The following is a 16,171-nucleotide window of genomic DNA, read 5'->3' on the forward strand; positions in this document are numbered from 1 at the left end:
AACCACCTACCAGCCTGGCAGGATCTGGTTGGGCTTGGTCCGCTTGATCTTGGTGAAGGCAAGCGCCGCGAAATCGAAGCTTCCCGTCTCTTCGCCGAGCGGCACGGAAATGTTGTCGAGGCTTTCCGAGATGTGGCGGGCAAGCGCATCGACGATTTCCGGCTGCGAGGTCTGGCCGCGCATGATGCCAATCCGGCAGTCGGGCAGGGTGCCGAAGCCATCGGCTTCGCCGAGCACGCGCATGCCCGGCCTCAGCGCGCATTCCGGCAGCACCGAAATCGCCAGCCCCGACAGCACCGCGGCGGTGATGACGGTGGCCGAGAAGCTGGTGAACAGGATGCGGTATTCGCGGGCCTGCCGGTCGAGCACATCGACGGCGGCGCGCCGCCAGATGCAATTCGGCCGGCCGAATGCCATCGGCAGGATCTCCTGCTCATGCGTCGCGTGGTTGGCCGACGTGACCCACAAAAGCGGCTCGCGCCGCACCACTTCCGATTGGCCACGCGTGTCATTGTGCGTCACCAGCGCCAGATCGAGATTGCCGCGCTTGATATGCTCGACCAGGCCCGGCGTTGGTTCGCAGATGACGGTCAGTTCGACGCGCGGGTTGGAGCGCGTGAAGCGCGCCATGATCTCGGGCAGGAAGCGGTCGGCATAGTCGTCCGGCGTGCCGATGCGGATGGTGCCTTCGAGCCGCCGGTCGTCGAAGGCGGCCAATGTTTCGCGGTTCAGATAAAGCAGCCGCCGCGCGTAGGAGAGCAGCTTGTCGCCTTCCTCCGTCAGTTTGTTGGTGCGCCCGTCCTTCTCGAACAGCGGCTTGCCGATCCGCTCCTCCAGCCGGCGCATCTGCATGGACACCGCCGACTGGGTCCGATGCACTTCTTCCGCCGCGCGGGTGAAGCTGCCGGTGTCGGCAATCGAGATGAAGGTCTGCAACTGATCGAGATCGAGCGGCGCTTTCATCGGGTCAATCCATCATTGATGTTGATGCTAAAGATTAGAAACATTCGTTGGATTAATCAATCGGGCCGTGGCAAATTCGCATTGTCCACATGAAGGCATGTGAATCGAGACCGGAACGGCGCTGTGCTCCAGCGCCGATCGGCCGGCTTCGTCTGTTCGAATCTGAAGGAGATCGACATGACCACGTATGATTTCGCCACCGAGACCTCGCGCATCACCACGCGTCCGGCCGTTGCGACGCGTGTGATCAATGCGGTCGCCAACGCCTACCAAGCCTGGAAAAACCGCCGCGCCTTCTATCGCCTCGGCGAGATGTCGGACGCCGAGCTTGCCGATATCGGCCTGACGCGCGGCGACCTGCACGTCGCCATCGACTTGCCGTTCGGCCGCGATCCGACCGCGAAGCTGCGTTCGATCGTGAGCGACCGGGCCGATACGATCGAGGATATCGCCCGCAAGGTGGCTTGATCGCGGTTGCTTGCTGTTTCGGTTGCCGGTGAACCTACTTGAGGTTCGGCGCGACCAACGTTTATCGCAGGCTTCCCACTCCCTGCCGGTTTCCCGCCGGCCTGCCTGCATCCTGCCCGGTCCGTCCAAGGACCGGGCTTTTCTTTAAGGAGTGCTGGTGGTCGAGTGATGCTGGCCTGACCTGAATCTCAACGCAGCTTAGGTTGGCGAGAGACCTTACCGCCGGTCCATGCCGCGCTTGAACTGGTCGAAGATCGATTCCATGCCCTTCTGATAGTCGTCGCGCTGCTGGGCGCCGGTCTCGAACATCTTGCCGAACAGATCGTCGAACGGGTTCCTCGGCCTGCCGCTCGGATTGGCCTGCGGCGGCTGTGCCTGGCGCGGTTGCGGCGCCTGTGGCGCGGGCTGGCCGCCCGGCATGCCGAAACCGCCGCCACCGCCTTGCCGCAGCATCTCCTCGAACATCTTGCCCAGCGGGTTGTCGCCGTACGGGCTCTCAGTCTGCTGCGGTTGCGATTGCCGATCCTGAGGCTGTTGCGCGGCGCCACCGAACATGTCCTGCAGCACTTTGCCGAGCGGGTTGTCCATCGGGCTCTGAGGTTGCGGCGCCTGGCGTTGCTGCGGCGCCTGCGCACCGCCGCCAGCCTGCCGCATCATCTGCTCGATGATCTCGCCGAGCGGATTGCCGCCGCCGCCAAAACCGCCTGCCGCTTGCATCTGGTTGGTGGTCTGCTTGAACAGTCCGCCCATCATCATCGAAGCCATCGCCGGCAGCATCTGCTGCAGCACCTGCTGGCTGAGGCCGGTCGCCTGCGCCGCCTGGCTGGCCACGGCGCGCGACAGGTCCTTGGAGCCGAACAGATGCCCCAGAATGCCGTTGCCTTCGTCAAGACCCTGCGGCGAGAAGGCCCTGGTGGCGTCCTCGAAATATTTGGCGTGCTGGCCGCTGGCCATCGCCGTCATGAAGTCGCCGAGCCCATAGGGGTCGGCGGTGTTGCGCCGCAGCCCTTGCGAAAAGGCCGGCAGCAGCGCCTCGACCGCCGACTGCGTCTGCTGCATTGAAAGCCCGAACTGCTGGGCAAGCGCCTGCATGCCGTTGCCGTTCTGGGCTTGCGCCAATATGTCGAACAAGGAAGGCATAGGTCTCTCCTCCGGAAATCCTCTTGGGAGAAACCTAACGCATCGGCCCGAAAATCGGAATCGATTTTCGGAAAGCACGATGCGTAGATTCAAAGTGCTAGAGCGTCCTTTGTGCGTCCGAGAGGACGCGCGGCGCTCTAGTTGTTTCCACCGCCGATTGAAGCGGCTTTTACGGCCGGGCCATGCCCCGCCGGCTCAATATGCGTATTCCATGAACACCGGCTCGATCGAGCCGCCCCAGCGCGTGTGGTAGGCCGAAAGCATTTCCTCGGCGCTGGTGGTGCCGCGCGCCACGACCTCGTCGAGGGTGTTGAGGAACGAGGTCTCGTCATAGCCGTCGCGGTTCTTCTTGCCGCGGTTCTTCAGTCCCATGCGCGAAATGACCAGCACGTCGCGGGCGATCTCGCGCAGCGTCGTGTTGCGGAAGGGCGCGGCAATGCCGTGCTCGGGCACCACATTGCGCATCGCCAGGACCTCCTTGTAGGTCCAGCTCGAGGTCAATGCCTCGGCCGCGTCGAGCGCCGCCTCGTCATAGAGTAGCCCGACCCAGAAGGCAGGCAGGGCGCAGATACGTCGCCACGGTCCGCCGTCGGCGCCGCGCATTTCGAGGAAGCGCTTCAGCCGGACGTCCGGGAACAGCGTCGACAGATGGTTCGCCCAGTCGCCCATCGTCGGCAGCCCGTCGGGCACCTCGTTGCGCGCCGCGCCTGCCATGAACTGGCGGAAGGTGACGTGCGTCATGTCGTGATAGTGGCCGTCGCGGATGACGAAATACATCGGTACGTCGAGCGCCCATTCGACATAGTCGGCGAAGCCGAAGTCGGGCGAGAAACAGAATTCGAGCAGGCCCGAGCGCTGGTTGTCGGTGTCGCGCCAGATGTCGCCGCGCCAGCTCTGCAATCCGTTCGGCCGGCTCTCGGTGAAGGGCGAGTTGGCGAACAGCGCCGTCGACAGCGGCTGCAGCTTGAGCGACACTTGCATCTTGCGGCGCATGTCGGCTTCGCTCTCGAAGTCGAGATTCACCTGGATCGTGCAGGTGCGGTACATCATGTCGAGGCCCTTCGAGCCGACCTTCGGCATGTAGCGCGTCATGATCTCGTAGCGCGACTTCGGCATTTTCGGCGTGTCGGGCAGCGACCATTTCGGGCTGCCACCAAGGCCGAGGAAGCGGATGCCCATGGGCTCGGCGATCTCGCGCACCTGCGCCAGATGCGCGTTGCCCTCGCGGCAGGTCTGGTGGATCGACTCCAGCGGCGCGCCGGACAGTTCGAACTGGCCGCCGGGCTCCAGCGAGATCGCGCCCTGACCGGTCGGTTCGACCAGACCAATGATACGGCCGTCATCGATGATCGGATCCCAGCCGAGCTTTTCCTGCATGCCTTCGAGGATGGCGCGGATACCGTGCTCGCCGCCATAAGGCACCGGCGCGTTGCCGTCGACATAGAAGGGGAATTTCTCGTGCTCGGTGCCGATGCGCCATTTGTCGCGTGGCTTGTTGCCTTCGGCCAGGTGCTCGACAAGTTCGTCGACGCCTTCGATCGGCCGGAAATCGGTTGTGTCGCGCGCCATAAAAGGCCCCTCCGGAAGCGGCGGAACAACCGCCGGCGCTAAATGGACGAAATGTCAGCAGCCGATCAAGCGAAAAATCCTGAGCCACGCCTCAACAGGATTTGATCACCAATCCCCAATCGTCGCCTGCATCACCGCGAGTGCCGCCACCGCCGCCGTGTCGGCTCGCAGGATGCGAGGCCCGAGCGGAATGGCGGTGACGAATGGCAGTGCCCGCAGCATCTTGCGCTCGTCATCGGAAAAGCCGCCTTCCGGCCCGACAAGCAGCCCGAGCTTCCTTTCCCTCAACCCTTGCAGCGCCGGCAGCGGATTGTTGGTCGAGGCATCCTCGTCGCAGAAGATCAGCCGCCGCTCTCTGTCCCAGCCGCCGAGCAGGCGTTCGAATTTCTCGGCCTCCCGCACCTCCGGCACCGCCAGTATGCCGCATTGCTCGGCCGCCTCGACGACATTGGCACGCAGCCGATCAATGGAGGGCTTTGCTACCTGCGTGTGCTGGGTGATGACCGGCTGCAGGATGCCGGCGCCCATCTCGACCGCCTTCTGCACCAGATAGTCGAGCCGTCCCTGCTTCAGCGGGGCGAAGCAGTAGACGAGATCGGGCAGCGGCGGCTGCGGCCGCTGCAGGGCGAGCACCTTGAGCCGCACCGCCTTCTTCGACTTTGCTCCGACGACCGCCGACCACTCGCCATCGCGGCCATTGAACAGCAGGATCTCGGCGCCTTCGCCGAGCCGCAGCACATGCATCAGGTAATGGCTTTGCTGCTGCCCGGCATCGAATTCGATGTCTGCTCCGAGATCGTCGGCCACGAACAGCCGCTGCATCTTGTAATTGACGCGCATCGCCGAGGAATGGGCGAGGCGAGGGTTGCCGTCAAGTATCGGCGGAAGGGTGCCAGACAGGCAAATAGCCTTGCCGCAGCACCGAAATGGTGGTCGCCGGCGTGACGAGGCCAAGCGTTCGGCTGGCCATCTTGTCGAGGTCCTTCGCATCGCCATAGCCCGCGAACGACCAGCGAAGCCCCTTGCCGCCGCGCAGGGCATAGGCAGAGGCGCCATCCGCGACCATCGTCCCGTCCGGAAGGCCGATAAGGTCCTCCAACTCGATGGACAGCGGCTTGCCGCCCGAGGCTAGCCGCTCATTGTGCAGCCGCTTGTCGACCTGAGGCGCGCGCGGCTCGGCGATACCGAAAGCGTCGCCGAAGCGTTCGACGAAATCCTTTGCCCTCTCGCGCTGGCAGAAGAAGCAGGGCCGATGCCCGGCGGCGAGCGCCGTCACCTCGTCGAGGAAGAACAGTTCGGTCCAGCCTAGCTTGCCACCCGGCCGGTTGCGGCCCATCGGTTCGCGCCGCGCATTGCGGAATTGGCAGACGCAGATGATCCAGGCCGGCAAGGCCCAGCGTTTCTTGAGCAGCGTCTTCGTATCGGGGTCATGGATGATGCCGCGATTGCCGGTGAACATCCCGCGTTCGGGCACGGCGTGGATGGCGCCGAACGGATCGACCCGGTTCTGCAGTGGCATAGCTTACTCCCCGAATGCGCATCTTGGCTGCAATGCTGGCGCCATGATATCGCTCGTTGCATCGTTTTCATGTCAGCAGGTTTTCGATGCGGGTCCTGGTCGTCCAGAATTTCGACAATGAGGGACTTGGCCAGATTGGTGCGGCTCTTGTCGAGGCGGGCGCCCATATCGACTTGCGCCGGCCGTATCAAGGCGACCCGTTGCCGGACGATGCGGCAGAGCACGATGCGATGGTGGTGCTCGGCGGCGCCCAGAACGCGCTCGACGACGAGAATTGCCCGTATTTCCCCGGCCTGCTCGACCTGACGCGCGACTTTGCCGACAAGGACCGCTCGGTGCTCGGCATATGTCTCGGCAGCCAGCTGCTGGCGCGTGCCTTTGGCGGCGAGAACCAGATCGGCGGCGCCACCGAATTCGGCTGGCACAGGGTGTCGTTGACGCCTGAGGCGAAGACGGATCCGGTGCTTGCGGCACTTCCCGAAAAATTCCCGATCTTCGAATGGCACGACGACACCTTCGTCCTGCCGGACAATGCCGTGCGGCTGGCCGGCAGCGCCATTGCCGAGAACCAGGCGTTCCGCATCGGCCGCGCCGTCTACGGCTTCCAGTTCCATTTCGAGGCGGACCGCCCGATGGTGCGCGACTGGAGCACGTCCTTCGCTTCGCTCATTGCCGAGCGGCATCCCGACTGGCACGACCGGCTCGACGGCGAAATGGCCCGCAACGGGCCGGATGCCGATGCCGCCGGCCTTGCAATTGCCCGCGCCTGGGTAGCGACGATCTGAGCACCCAATGCTCGGCGCAGCCGCTGTGCTGCGTGACATATTTGGCACGCGGCGCCGGATCCATCTGGGGAAAACCCCTTTCATCCTTGGTCTGTGGCCGGCCGCCAGCCTAGAAGGCGCGCTCTGCATCTTCCATGCAACCGCGATGAACCTTTCGTGTGACCCGCGCGACACATGGCCGATGCAGAATCGGCCTAGAAGCGCGAAATCGTCGAAACTTTGAGACGAATTTTTCGTTTCAACGCATTGGTAACCGCCTCGTGCACAGATGCAGCGAGCTCAACAAGAGATGACGTCCGTGAAAGCAGCACTTCTGTCCTTTGTCATGCTGTCTGCCATCGTGCTGTGCGGTCTCGGCATCTATTCGGCCGATGCAGCCAACAACCATCAGGCCGTCGACGGCTACGGCGTCACCGCCGCCCTCCGCTAAAACCCTTCGCCTTCGCCAGTCACCGTCAGGATACGCTTGTCCGCGCCGTCAATGGCGAGCGCGGTGAGTTTGCCTGAATGCCAGGCGAGCGTGTCGACATTGACGCGGTTGGCCATCACTTCGGCTTCCGGCACCGGCGTATGGCCATGCACCACGATCTTCTCGTAGAGGCCGGGATGGTCGTGGAAGATTTCGCGGATCCAGATCAGGTCCTGTGGGCTCTGCTGCTCGAGTGGAATGCCCGGCCTGATACCGGCATGGCAGAAGAAGAAATCGCCGAACGTCACTGAAAACGCCAGCGACTGCAGGAAGTCGATATGGCTCTGCGGAACGGCCTCGACCAGTGCCGCATGTCCCCGTCGCACCGACTCCGCCTTCCCGAACCAGCTGGCGTCGGCGGTCAGCGACACGCCATAGGACTGCGCCGTCTGCACCCCGCCAAAGCGCATGAACAGCCCGTCCGGGTCGGGGGTGTCGAGAAAATCGAGGAAGCCGATGTCGTGATTGCCGGCCAGCATCAGGTGGCGCGGATCACGTTTGCGGGCTTCGATCAGGAAATCGATGACGCCCCTGGAGTCCGGTCCGCGGTCGGCATAGTCGCCGAGATGGATGACGCGCCAGTCGTCGGTTGGCTTATGTTCGATCTCGCTTTCGATCCGGCGATGCATGGCGCTGAGCAGGTCGAGCCGGCCATGCACGTCGCCGATCGCGTAGAGCCGCATGCCTTGCGGTCCGCGCGCGTCGAGAAAGTGGATGCCGGGCCGGGTCAATGCTTGTTCGTCTCCACGACGGAACCGTCACGGGAGACGCTAGGGCCAAACAGTGAACAAGCCCCTAGCGCCGAAGCTGATCCTTGCCCATGTCGGTCACCAGGCGCTTGCCGCAAAGCGCCAGTGTTATGTCCATCTCCTTGCGGATGATTTCCAGCGCCATGGTGACCCCTTCCTTGCCCATCGCGCCGAGGCCATAGAGGAAGGGGCGGCCGATATAGGTGCCCTTGGCGCCGAGGCACAGCGCCTTCAGCACGTCCTGGCCTGAGCGGATGCCGCCATCCATATGCACCTCGATTTGGTCACCGACCGCGTCGGCGATCTCCTCCAGCACACTGATCGACGACGACGCGCCGTCGAGCTGGCGCCCGCCATGGTTGGAAACGACGATGGCGTCGGCGCCGGTCTTGGCCGCCATCAGCGCGTCCTCCTTGTCGAGGATGCCTTTCAGAATCAGCTTGCCGCCCCAGCGTTCCTTGATCCAGGCCACGTCCTTCCACGAGAGCTGCGGGTCGAACTGCTCCGTCGTCCACGATGCCAGCGAGGCGACGTCGCCGACGCCCTTGGCGTGGCCAACGATGTTGCGGAAGGTCCGGCGCTTGGTGCCGGCCATGCCCATCCACCAGCGCGGGCGCATCGCGATGTCGGCAATGTTGGCCAGCGTCATCTTGGGCGGCGCCGAAAGCCCGTTGCGGACATCCTTGTGGCGCTGGCCGAGAATCTGCAGGTCGAGCGTCAGCACCAGGGCGGAGCATTTCGCCGCCTTCGCCCGGTCGATCAGGTTCAGCACGAAATCCTTGTCGCGCAGCACATAGAGCTGGAACCAGAACGGCTTCTTCGTCACCGAAGCGACATCCTCGATCGAGCAAATGCTCATCGTCGACAGCGTGAACGGCACGCCGAACTCCTCCGCCGCCTGCGCCGCCAGCATCTCGCCATCGGCATGCTGCATACCGGTCAGGCCGGTTGGCGCCAATGCCACCGGCATCGCTACCTTCTCGCCGATCATGGTCGATTCCAGCGAGCGGTTGCTCATGTCGACCAGCACGCGCTGGCGGAACTTGATCTTGCCGAAATCCTCTTCGTTGGCGCGGTAGGTGCTCTCCGTCCAGGCGCCGGAATCGGCATAGTCGAAAAACATCTTCGGCACGCGGCGGCGCGCGAGATCCTTGAGATCGGCGATGGTGAGAATGCTGCTCATGGTTTTTCCGCGGGTTCACTAATTCGTTGTCTTGGCGCGCCGTCGCCGGCTTCGGAACGCTGCCTGAGCCGAAGCCGCGACACACGCCGCCAGTCGCCGCTGCGCTCGGCCTCGAGCATCGAGCGCTCGACATAGGAGATGTGGTCCATCGCCGCCTGCCGGGCGGCCGCCGGATCGCCCGCCTTGATCGCGGTGTAGATCGCCCTGTGCTGCGCAAGCAGCGCCTCGCGCGCGCCGGTCACGGTGAACACCAAGAGCCGGTTCTGGAACACGCCTTCCGACAAGAGCCGGTAGCAGGAGCGTAGCGTGTGCAGGAGGATCATGTTGTGCGCGCATTCGCAGACCGCATGATGGAACTCGATGTCGATTCCCGCCTCGTCGTCGAAGTCGCCGGTGCGGTGCGCCTCGTCCATGCGCGCCATGATGCGATCGAGCAGCGCAAGGTCGTCTGATGTGGCGCGCCGCGCCGCATATTCGGCGGCGATGGCCTCGATCTCGCGGCGGTACTCCAGATAGTCGGTCACCGCCTTGCGATGCATGGAGATCAGGTCGGTCACCGGCTTGGTGAACAGCTGGCCGATGACGTCGGCGACATGGGTGCCGCCGCCCGGCCGTGTCGTCAGCAGGCCGCGCCCCTCGAGGGATTTCAGCGCGTCGCGAAGGATCGGCCGCGACACCTCGAACTGGCGCGCCAGCTCGCGCTCGCCGGGCAGCCGGTCGCCGGTGCGCAGCACGCCTTCGAGGATCAGGCTCTCGATCTGCTGCACCACCTCGTCGGCGGTGCGCGAATGCTCGATCCTGGAGAAAATGTCGCTCAAAGGGGCGCCTGGGAAATCTTGCCGGTGTCGCGCAGATTAAAGCCAGTGTCGCCAACTGGTCAAATTAATTATCCAATTCGTACGATCTGCCCGGTTATCAGGGCGCGCCCGCATATAGGCCGTTGCTAAACTTTGCTGTTTACGTGCCTGGCCGATTGCCGCAAGAGGACGCCATTGCACGAAGGGTCGAAAACAGGGGGACCAGCCGTGTCGGACGAGACGTCCAATCTCGAATTCCAGCCGCGCGCCCAGGGCGCCGTCATGGGTTTCCCGGCGCATGAGGGACGGCCGGGCGCGCTCGGCGAGGTGCATGCCCGCCCGCATCCGCTGATCGAGAAGCCGCGCGTGCTGGTGCAGCTTGCCTTCATGACCGAGGGCGGTTCCGGCGTCGACATGGCCGTGCTCTCCGAACTGTCACGGCGCCTCGGCATCGCCGCGCCTGACCGTCAAGCCCGCCACCATGCCATGAAATGGGGCAAGGGCACGCTGCGCTGGGAACGGCACACGGAATTCTCGACCTATCTGTGGGAAGGGCCGCTTTCCGAGAGCGGTAGGGCGCAGGAGGACTCTCCCTTCGGCAACGGGTTTTCGCCGCCGGGAACGGTCATTTCCGGCATCCGGCTGGAAATCCGCAAATGGACGCAGGCGAGCGAGAGGCTGATCGCCGGCTTCGACCCGACCAGCCTGTGCTATTCGCTGGTCGAGCGCGGCAATGCCGCCATCATCACCGACTTCCGCCAGGACGGCGACGGCATGACCCGCATCCTGGTACTCGATCGCGGCCTGACGCCGGCGCGGACCGGCGCGCTGTCACAGCGGCTGATCGACATCGAGACCTACCGCACGCTGGCCATGCTCGGCCTGCCGCTGGCCTTGACGCTGTCGGGCCGTGCCCGCCGCATCGAAGACAGGCTGGCGCAGACCACGCTGGAAATGAAGGTCGCCGAGACCCGCGACAGCCAGACCTTGCTCGCTGACCTGACCGAGCTTGCCGCGGAACTCGAGGCCGATGCCGCCTCCAGCCTCTACCGCTTCGGCGCCAGCCGCGCCTATGACGGCATCGTCGTCGAGCGGCTGGAGGCGCTGGAGGAAGAGGCGGTGCCTGGCTACGACACCTGGGGCGGCTTCCTGCAGCGGCGCGTCGCGCCCGCCATGCGCACCTGCCGTTCGGTCGAGGAACGCCAGGCCAATCTGTCGCGCAAGCTCACCCGCGCCACGACTTTGCTGCGCACTTGGGTCGACGTCGAAGTCGAGAAACAGAACCGCGACCTGTTGGCGTCGATGAACAATCGTGCCCGCCTGCAACTGCGCCTGCAGCAGACGGTGGAAGGGCTTTCGGTCGCCGCCGTCTCCTACTATGTCGTCGGCCTTATCTCCTATCTGGCCAAGGGCGCCTCGATCTTTGGCCATGCCTTTGCGCCGGAAGTCGTCACCGCGGCCTCGGTGCCTGTTGCCGTGCTGCTTGTCTGGTGGGGCGTGCGCCGCGTGCAGCGCATGCACTCCGAACCGGCGAAACATCCCGGCGAATAGGCCAGCCGGCCTTGCTGCAGATGTGATCGGCGCGCAGCGGCACATTGCCGCTGCGGAAGGCCGTTTCATGGCCGGCTTTCGATTTTGACCAAAGCGGGGTTTGCAACAGCTGCCACTAGCTGGTAAAAGATTTTTACCAGTCAAGCGATGGAGCCTGCTGATGTCCGGCCTGGCCATGCCGAAGCCAGACGATGCCACGATGCGCCGGCGCGACGAGATCGTCGCCGACATGCGCATCATCGTGCCGGGCGAGGGCGTCGTCGATGCCGAGAACTCCATGCGCGCCTTCGAGAGCGACGGCCTCACAGCCTACCGGCAACTGCCGCTGGTTGTCGTGCTGCCGGAGACTGTGGCGCAGGTCTCGCGCGTGCTGAAATATTGCAACGACCGCAACATCCGCGTCGTGCCGCGCGGCTCCGGCACCTCGCTGTCCGGCGGCGCGCTGCCGCTCGAAGACGCCGTGCTCCTGGTCATGAGCCGCTTCAACCGCATCCTCGAGATCGATTTTCCGAACCGCGCCGTCGTTGCCCAGCCGGGTGTCACCAATCTCGGCATCACCACCGCCGTCGAGCAGGAGGGTTTTTACTATGCCCCCGATCCATCCTCCCAGATCGCCTGCTCGATCGGCGGCAACGTCGCGGAGAATTCCGGCGGCGTGCACTGCCTGAAATACGGCCTCACCGCCAACAATGTGCTCGGCATCGAGATGGTGCTCATGAATGGCGAAGTGGTGCGGCTCGGCGGCAGGCATCTGGACTCAGAAGGCTACGACCTGCTCGGCGTCATGACCGGCTCAGAAGGCCTGCTCGGTGTGGTCACCGAGGTCACCGTGCGCATCCTGAAGAAGCCGGAGACGGCGCGGGCGCTTTTGATCGGCTTCCCGACCAGCGAGCAGGGCGGCCAGTGCGTCGCCGACATCATCGGAGCCGGCATCATCCCCGGCGGCATGGAGATGATGGACCGCCCGGCGATCCACGCGGCGGAAGATTTCGTCCATGCCGGCTATCCGCTCGATGTCGAGGCGCTGCTGATCGTCGAGCTCGACGGGCCGGGTGTCGAGGTCGACCACCTGATCGGTCTCGTCGAGGCGATCGCCTACAAGAACGGCTCGACCACCTGCCGCATCTCGCAATCGGAGCAGGAGCGGCTGAGCTTCTGGGCCGGTCGCAAGGCGGCCTTCCCGGCGGTTGGCCGCATCTCGCCCGACTATTACTGCATGGACGGCACCATCCCGCGCAAGGAACTGCCGCGCGTGCTCGCCGGCATGCGCGAACTCTCCGAAAAATACGGGCTCGGCGTCGCCAACGTCTTCCACGCCGGTGATGGCAATTTGCACCCGCTGATCCTCTACGATGCCAACGTGCCGGGCGAGCTCGACAAGGCCGAAAGCTTTGGCGCCGACATATTGCGGCTCTGCGTCAAGGTCGGCGGCGTGCTGACCGGCGAGCACGGGGTCGGCGTCGAAAAGCGCGACCTGATGCCGGAAATGTTCAACCAGATCGACCTCGACCAGCAAATGCGGGTCAAATGCGCCTTCGATCCCAACCATCTGCTCAACCCCGGCAAGGTCTTCCCGCAGCTGCGCCGCTGCGCCGAGCTGGGGCGGATGCACGTGCATCGCGGGCAGGTGGCGTTTCCGGACATTCCGAGGTTTTGATGGTGATGGCGTCTCAAGTCGACGTGTCGGCGTTCCTTCGCGCCCCCCTCTGTCCTGCCGGACATCTCCCCCACATGGGGAGAGATCGGCTGTCACTGCGGCTTTCGCCAATCTCCGACGTTACAGGAATGGGCTCAGCGCAGAAGCTGCCAATCTCCCTCCATGTGGGGGAGATGTCCGGCAGGACAGAGGGGGGCGCGAAGGAACGCCGCGTTTTCGCATTTGCAAATGGCGCGGTCGTCCGATGACCACCTTCACCCCCGCCACCGCAGCCGAAACCCTTTCCACCGTCCAATGGGCGGCGGCGGAAGACGCGCCGCTGGAAATCCTTGGCCATGGCTCCAAGCGCGGCATCGGCCGACCGCAGCAGAGCGAGCACACGCTCGACCTGTCGAAGCTCACCGGCGTCACGCTCTATGAGCCGGCCGAACTGGTGCTGTTGGCCAGAGCCGGCACGCCGCTCGCCGAGATCGAACAACTCCTGGCGCAAAACGGTCAGCAGCTGGCCTTCGAGCCGATGGACTACGGCCCGCTGCTCGGCGGTATGCCCGGAAAGGGCACTATCGGCGGCGTGCTGGCCGCCAACCTTTCCGGCCCGCATCGGCTGAAGGCGGGGGCGGCGCGCGATCATATCCTCGGCATCAGCGCGGTTGCCGGTCGCGGCGAGGCCTTCAAGTCCGGCGGCCGCGTGGTCAAGAATGTCACCGGCTACGACCTCTCCAAGCTGATGGCTGGCAGCTGGGGCACGCTTGCCGTGCTCACCGACGTCACCTTCAAGGTGCTGCCGGCGGCCGAGACCGAGGTCACGCTCGCCATCCGTGGCCTGCTCGATGATGCGGCCACTACCGCCATGGCGTTGGCACTCGGATCCAGCGCCGAAGTGTCGAGTGCCGCTCATCTGCCCGAACGCGTCGCCGCGCGCGTCGCCGCCGGTCACCTTGGCAGCGAAGCCGCGACTCTCCTGCGCGTCGACGGGTTCGGCCCATCGGTCGCCTACCGCATCGCCGCGCTGAAGCAGCTGCTCGGCAAGGCTGGTCCGCTGCAGGAGATTGCGGGCGAGGCGTCGAAGACCATCTGGCGCGATGTCCGCGATTGCGTGCCCTTCGCCGACGGCACGGAAAAACCGGTCTGGCGCGTCTCGATGGCGCCGTCGCAGGCGCATCAGATGGTGCTGACGCTGCGCATGCAGGCCGGCGTCAGCGCCTTCTACGACTGGCAGGGCGGGCTGATCTGGCTGCGCATGGAGGCGGGGGATCCCGAGGCGAGCCTGCTGCGCGGGCTGATCCGCAAGCATGGCGGCGGCCACGCGACGCTGGTGCGTGCCGCCCTATCGCATCGCGCCGCCGTGCCGGTGTTCGAGCCGCAGGCCCCGCATCTCGCGGCCCTGTCGGCGCGGCTCAAGGCCGAATTCGACCCCAAGGCGATCCTTAACCCCGGCCGCATGGCGCCGGGCTCAGGCTCTGCTACTCTGAACCCGACAACGGAGGGAGCAGCATCATGAGCAACACCAATCCAGGCCAGAACACACCGCGCCAGACCGACCGCTGGCTGGAGCCGGGCGCGATCAACGCCCTGGTCATCTATATCCTCTATCTCGCCGGCCTCGTCATCGGCATCACCGGCCTTGTCGGCATCGTGCTCGCCTACATCAATCGCGGCAAGGCCGGTGGCTTCGTCGAGAGCCACTATACATTCCTGATCCGCACCTTCTGGATCGGCCTGCTCTACGCGCTGATCTCGATGGTGTTGATCTTTGTAGCGATAGGCTTCCTGCTGATGTTTGCGGTCGCCGTCTGGTTCATCGCCCGCTGCATTCTGGGCATCCAGGCGTTGCAGCGCGGCGAGCCGGTCAAGAACCCGGAAAGCTGGTTGCTCGGACAATAGAGCATGATCCCGAACCGAAGGTCCGCGACAGCGAAAAGTGGGAACCGGTTTTCGGAAAAGATCATGCTCAGATGGTAAGGACTTTTGCGTGCAGACCAATTTCTCAACTGCCCAGCTTGCCGATCCGCATGTGGCGGAATCGGAGAAGATCCTGCGCAAATGCGTGCATTGCGGCTTCTGCACCGCCACCTGCCCGACCTATGTGACGCTGGGCAACGAACTGGATTCGCCGCGCGGGCGGATCTACCTGATCAAGGACATGCTGGAGAACGGTCGTCCGGCCGACAAGGAGATCGTCACCCATATCGACCGCTGCCTGTCCTGCCTGGCATGCATGACCACCTGCCCGTCGGGCGTCAACTACATGCATCTGGTCGACCACGCCCGCGCCCATATCCAGGAGACCTACAGGCGCCCGCTGCTTGATCGGCTGACCCGCGCCATGCTGGCCTTCGTGCTGCCCTATCCCGCGCGCTTTCGCGCCGCGCTGAAACTGGCGAAGCTGGGAAAACCCTTTGTCGGTCTGTTCGAAAAGATCCCGGCGCTGAAGCCGCTCGGTGCCATGCTCAAGCTCGCTCCGGTCTCGATCCCCACGGCGTCGCCGATGGCGTCTCCGGGCATCCATGCCGGGCAGGGGACAAAAAAGGGTCGCGTCGCCATCCTCACCGGCTGCGCACAGTCGGTGCTCGACCCCGCCATCAACGACACGACGATCTCTCTACTTACGCGGCTGGGTGTCGAGGTGGTGGTGCCGGAGGGGGAGGGCTGTTGCGGCGCGCTGGTGCATCATATGGGCCGCGAGCAGGCGGCTCTTGCTTCGGCGAGACAGAACGTCGACGCCTGGACGCGCGCCATCGAGAACGGCGGGCTCGATGCCATCATCATCACAGCGTCGGGCTGCGGCACCACCATCAAGGATTACGGCTTCATGCTGCGCCTCGATCCGGCCTATGCCGAAAAGGCGGCGCGCGTCTCGGCGCTGGCCAAGGACATCACCGAATATCTCGCCGCTCTCGACCTGCCCAAACCGGTCCGTAAGCCCGGCACCGTCGTCGCCTATCACTCCGCCTGTTCGCTGCAGCACGGCCAGAAGATCACCCGCCAGCCGAAGGAACTGCTCACCAAAGCCGGCTTCGTCGTGCGCGAGCCGCGCGAGGGACATCTGTGCTGCGGCTCGGCCGGCACCTACAACATCCTGCAATCCGAGATTTCGGCAAGGCTGCGCGACCGCAAGGTGAGGAACATCGAGGCGACGGGCGCCGAAATCGTCGCCACCGGCAATATCGGCTGCATCACCCAGATCGCGTCGGCTGCGAAGCTCCCGGTGGTGCACACGATAAAACTGCTCGACTGGGCCTATGGCGGGCCGCGGCCGGAAGGCGTTTCCGAGGAAAGGCTTGTCGCTGCCGAGTGACGGCGTACCCGGCTGCTCGATTG

The 16,171-nt window shown here is 64.6% G+C and carries 16 protein-coding genes; 8 read left to right on the forward strand and 8 right to left on the reverse strand.

Annotated features, from left to right (window positions below; genetic code table 11):
* Positions 1–6: 6 nt before the first annotated feature.
* Positions 7–963, reverse strand: coding sequence for a LysR substrate-binding domain-containing protein (locus tag ACFX5Q_RS21155; protein WP_065518175.1), 957 nt, complete (start codon positions 961–963; stop codon positions 7–9).
* Between the two features lie 177 nt (positions 964–1,140).
* Here ACFX5Q_RS21155 and ACFX5Q_RS21160 point away from each other — a divergent pair, with 177 nt between their 5' ends.
* Positions 1,141–1,431, forward strand: a complete 291-nt coding sequence (locus tag ACFX5Q_RS21160; RefSeq protein WP_404281194.1) for a DUF1127 domain-containing protein — start codon at positions 1,141–1,143, stop codon at positions 1,429–1,431.
* A 216-nt stretch (positions 1,432–1,647) separates the two neighbouring features.
* Here the strand turns inward: ACFX5Q_RS21160 and ACFX5Q_RS21165 are convergent, their stop codons facing one another.
* The 4 genes from ACFX5Q_RS21165 to ACFX5Q_RS21180 form a co-directional block, all read right to left on the reverse strand.
* Entirely contained in the window at positions 1,648–2,571 is a 924-nt protein-coding gene (locus ACFX5Q_RS21165) for a DUF937 domain-containing protein (protein ID WP_404281196.1), read from the reverse strand.
* A 195-nt stretch (positions 2,572–2,766) separates the two neighbouring features.
* Positions 2,767–4,140 (reverse strand): glutamate--cysteine ligase, encoded by a 1,374-nt coding sequence (locus ACFX5Q_RS21170; protein WP_404281198.1) that lies wholly within the window; start codon positions 4,138–4,140, stop codon positions 2,767–2,769.
* Positions 4,141–4,245: 105 nt separating this feature from the next.
* A complete protein-coding gene (locus ACFX5Q_RS21175; protein ID WP_404281200.1) occupies positions 4,246–4,980 on the reverse strand; it encodes a 16S rRNA (uracil(1498)-N(3))-methyltransferase in 735 nt (244 codons plus the stop codon).
* Between the two features lie 31 nt (positions 4,981–5,011).
* On the reverse strand, positions 5,012–5,659 hold the full coding sequence (locus ACFX5Q_RS21180) for a hypothetical protein (protein WP_404281202.1): 648 nt from the start codon (positions 5,657–5,659) through the stop codon (positions 5,012–5,014).
* 86 nt (positions 5,660–5,745) lie between these two features.
* Here ACFX5Q_RS21180 and ACFX5Q_RS21185 point away from each other — a divergent pair, with 86 nt between their 5' ends.
* Together ACFX5Q_RS21185 and ACFX5Q_RS21190 are read left to right on the forward strand one after the other, a co-directional pair.
* Positions 5,746–6,444, forward strand: coding sequence for a type 1 glutamine amidotransferase (locus ACFX5Q_RS21185; protein ID WP_404281203.1), 699 nt, complete (start codon positions 5,746–5,748; stop codon positions 6,442–6,444).
* A gap of 289 nt (positions 6,445–6,733) precedes the next feature.
* A complete protein-coding gene (locus tag ACFX5Q_RS21190; RefSeq protein WP_006206855.1) occupies positions 6,734–6,874 on the forward strand; it encodes a hypothetical protein in 141 nt (46 codons plus the stop codon).
* On the opposite strand, the gene ACFX5Q_RS21195 is transcribed toward ACFX5Q_RS21190, so the two are convergent.
* From ACFX5Q_RS21195 to ACFX5Q_RS21205, 3 genes are all read right to left on the reverse strand, one after another.
* The gene (locus tag ACFX5Q_RS21195; RefSeq protein ID WP_404281205.1) at positions 6,871–7,644 is read right to left on the reverse strand and encodes a metallophosphoesterase; all 774 of its coding nucleotides are present in this window, start codon (positions 7,642–7,644) and stop codon (positions 6,871–6,873) included. The genes ACFX5Q_RS21190 and ACFX5Q_RS21195 overlap by 4 nt on opposite strands.
* Positions 7,645–7,708: 64 nt before the next feature.
* Complete coding sequence (locus tag ACFX5Q_RS21200; protein WP_192179814.1) at positions 7,709–8,845, reverse strand: alpha-hydroxy acid oxidase; 1,137 nt, start codon at positions 8,843–8,845, stop codon at positions 7,709–7,711.
* A complete protein-coding gene (locus ACFX5Q_RS21205; protein ID WP_404281207.1) occupies positions 8,842–9,663 on the reverse strand; it encodes an FCD domain-containing protein in 822 nt (273 codons plus the stop codon). The genes ACFX5Q_RS21200 and ACFX5Q_RS21205 overlap by 4 nt, the downstream gene beginning before the upstream one ends.
* Before the next feature lie 207 nt (positions 9,664–9,870).
* On the opposite strand from ACFX5Q_RS21205, the gene ACFX5Q_RS21210 reads away from it, so the two are divergent.
* The 5 genes from ACFX5Q_RS21210 to glcF all read left to right on the forward strand — a co-directional run bounded on the left by ACFX5Q_RS21210 (position 9,871) and on the right by glcF (position 16,148).
* The gene (locus tag ACFX5Q_RS21210; RefSeq protein WP_404281209.1) at positions 9,871–11,193 is read left to right on the forward strand and encodes a DUF3422 family protein; all 1,323 of its coding nucleotides are present in this window, start codon (positions 9,871–9,873) and stop codon (positions 11,191–11,193) included.
* A 160-nt stretch (positions 11,194–11,353) separates the two neighbouring features.
* Entirely contained in the window at positions 11,354–12,850 is a 1,497-nt protein-coding gene (locus ACFX5Q_RS21215) for an FAD-linked oxidase C-terminal domain-containing protein (protein WP_404281210.1), read from the forward strand.
* A gap of 244 nt (positions 12,851–13,094) precedes the next feature.
* Positions 13,095–14,351, forward strand: coding sequence for a glycolate oxidase subunit GlcE (gene glcE / locus ACFX5Q_RS21220; RefSeq protein WP_404281211.1), 1,257 nt, complete (start codon positions 13,095–13,097; stop codon positions 14,349–14,351).
* Entirely contained in the window at positions 14,348–14,734 is a 387-nt protein-coding gene (locus tag ACFX5Q_RS21225) for a DUF4870 family protein (RefSeq protein ID WP_404281213.1), read from the forward strand. Before glcE ends, ACFX5Q_RS21225 begins: the two co-directional genes overlap by 4 nt.
* A gap of 88 nt (positions 14,735–14,822) precedes the next feature.
* Positions 14,823–16,148 carry a glycolate oxidase subunit GlcF gene (gene glcF / locus ACFX5Q_RS21230; protein ID WP_404281215.1) on the forward strand — a complete coding sequence of 442 codons (1,326 nt, stop codon included), beginning with the start codon at positions 14,823–14,825 and terminating at the stop codon, positions 16,146–16,148.
* The last annotated feature ends 23 nt before the right edge of the window (positions 16,149–16,171 follow it).

Origin of the sequence: Mesorhizobium sp. IMUNJ 23033 (genome assembly GCF_044778005.1) — a bacterium.
GTDB classification, from domain to species: Bacteria; Pseudomonadota; Alphaproteobacteria; order Rhizobiales; family Rhizobiaceae; genus Mesorhizobium; species Mesorhizobium amorphae_A.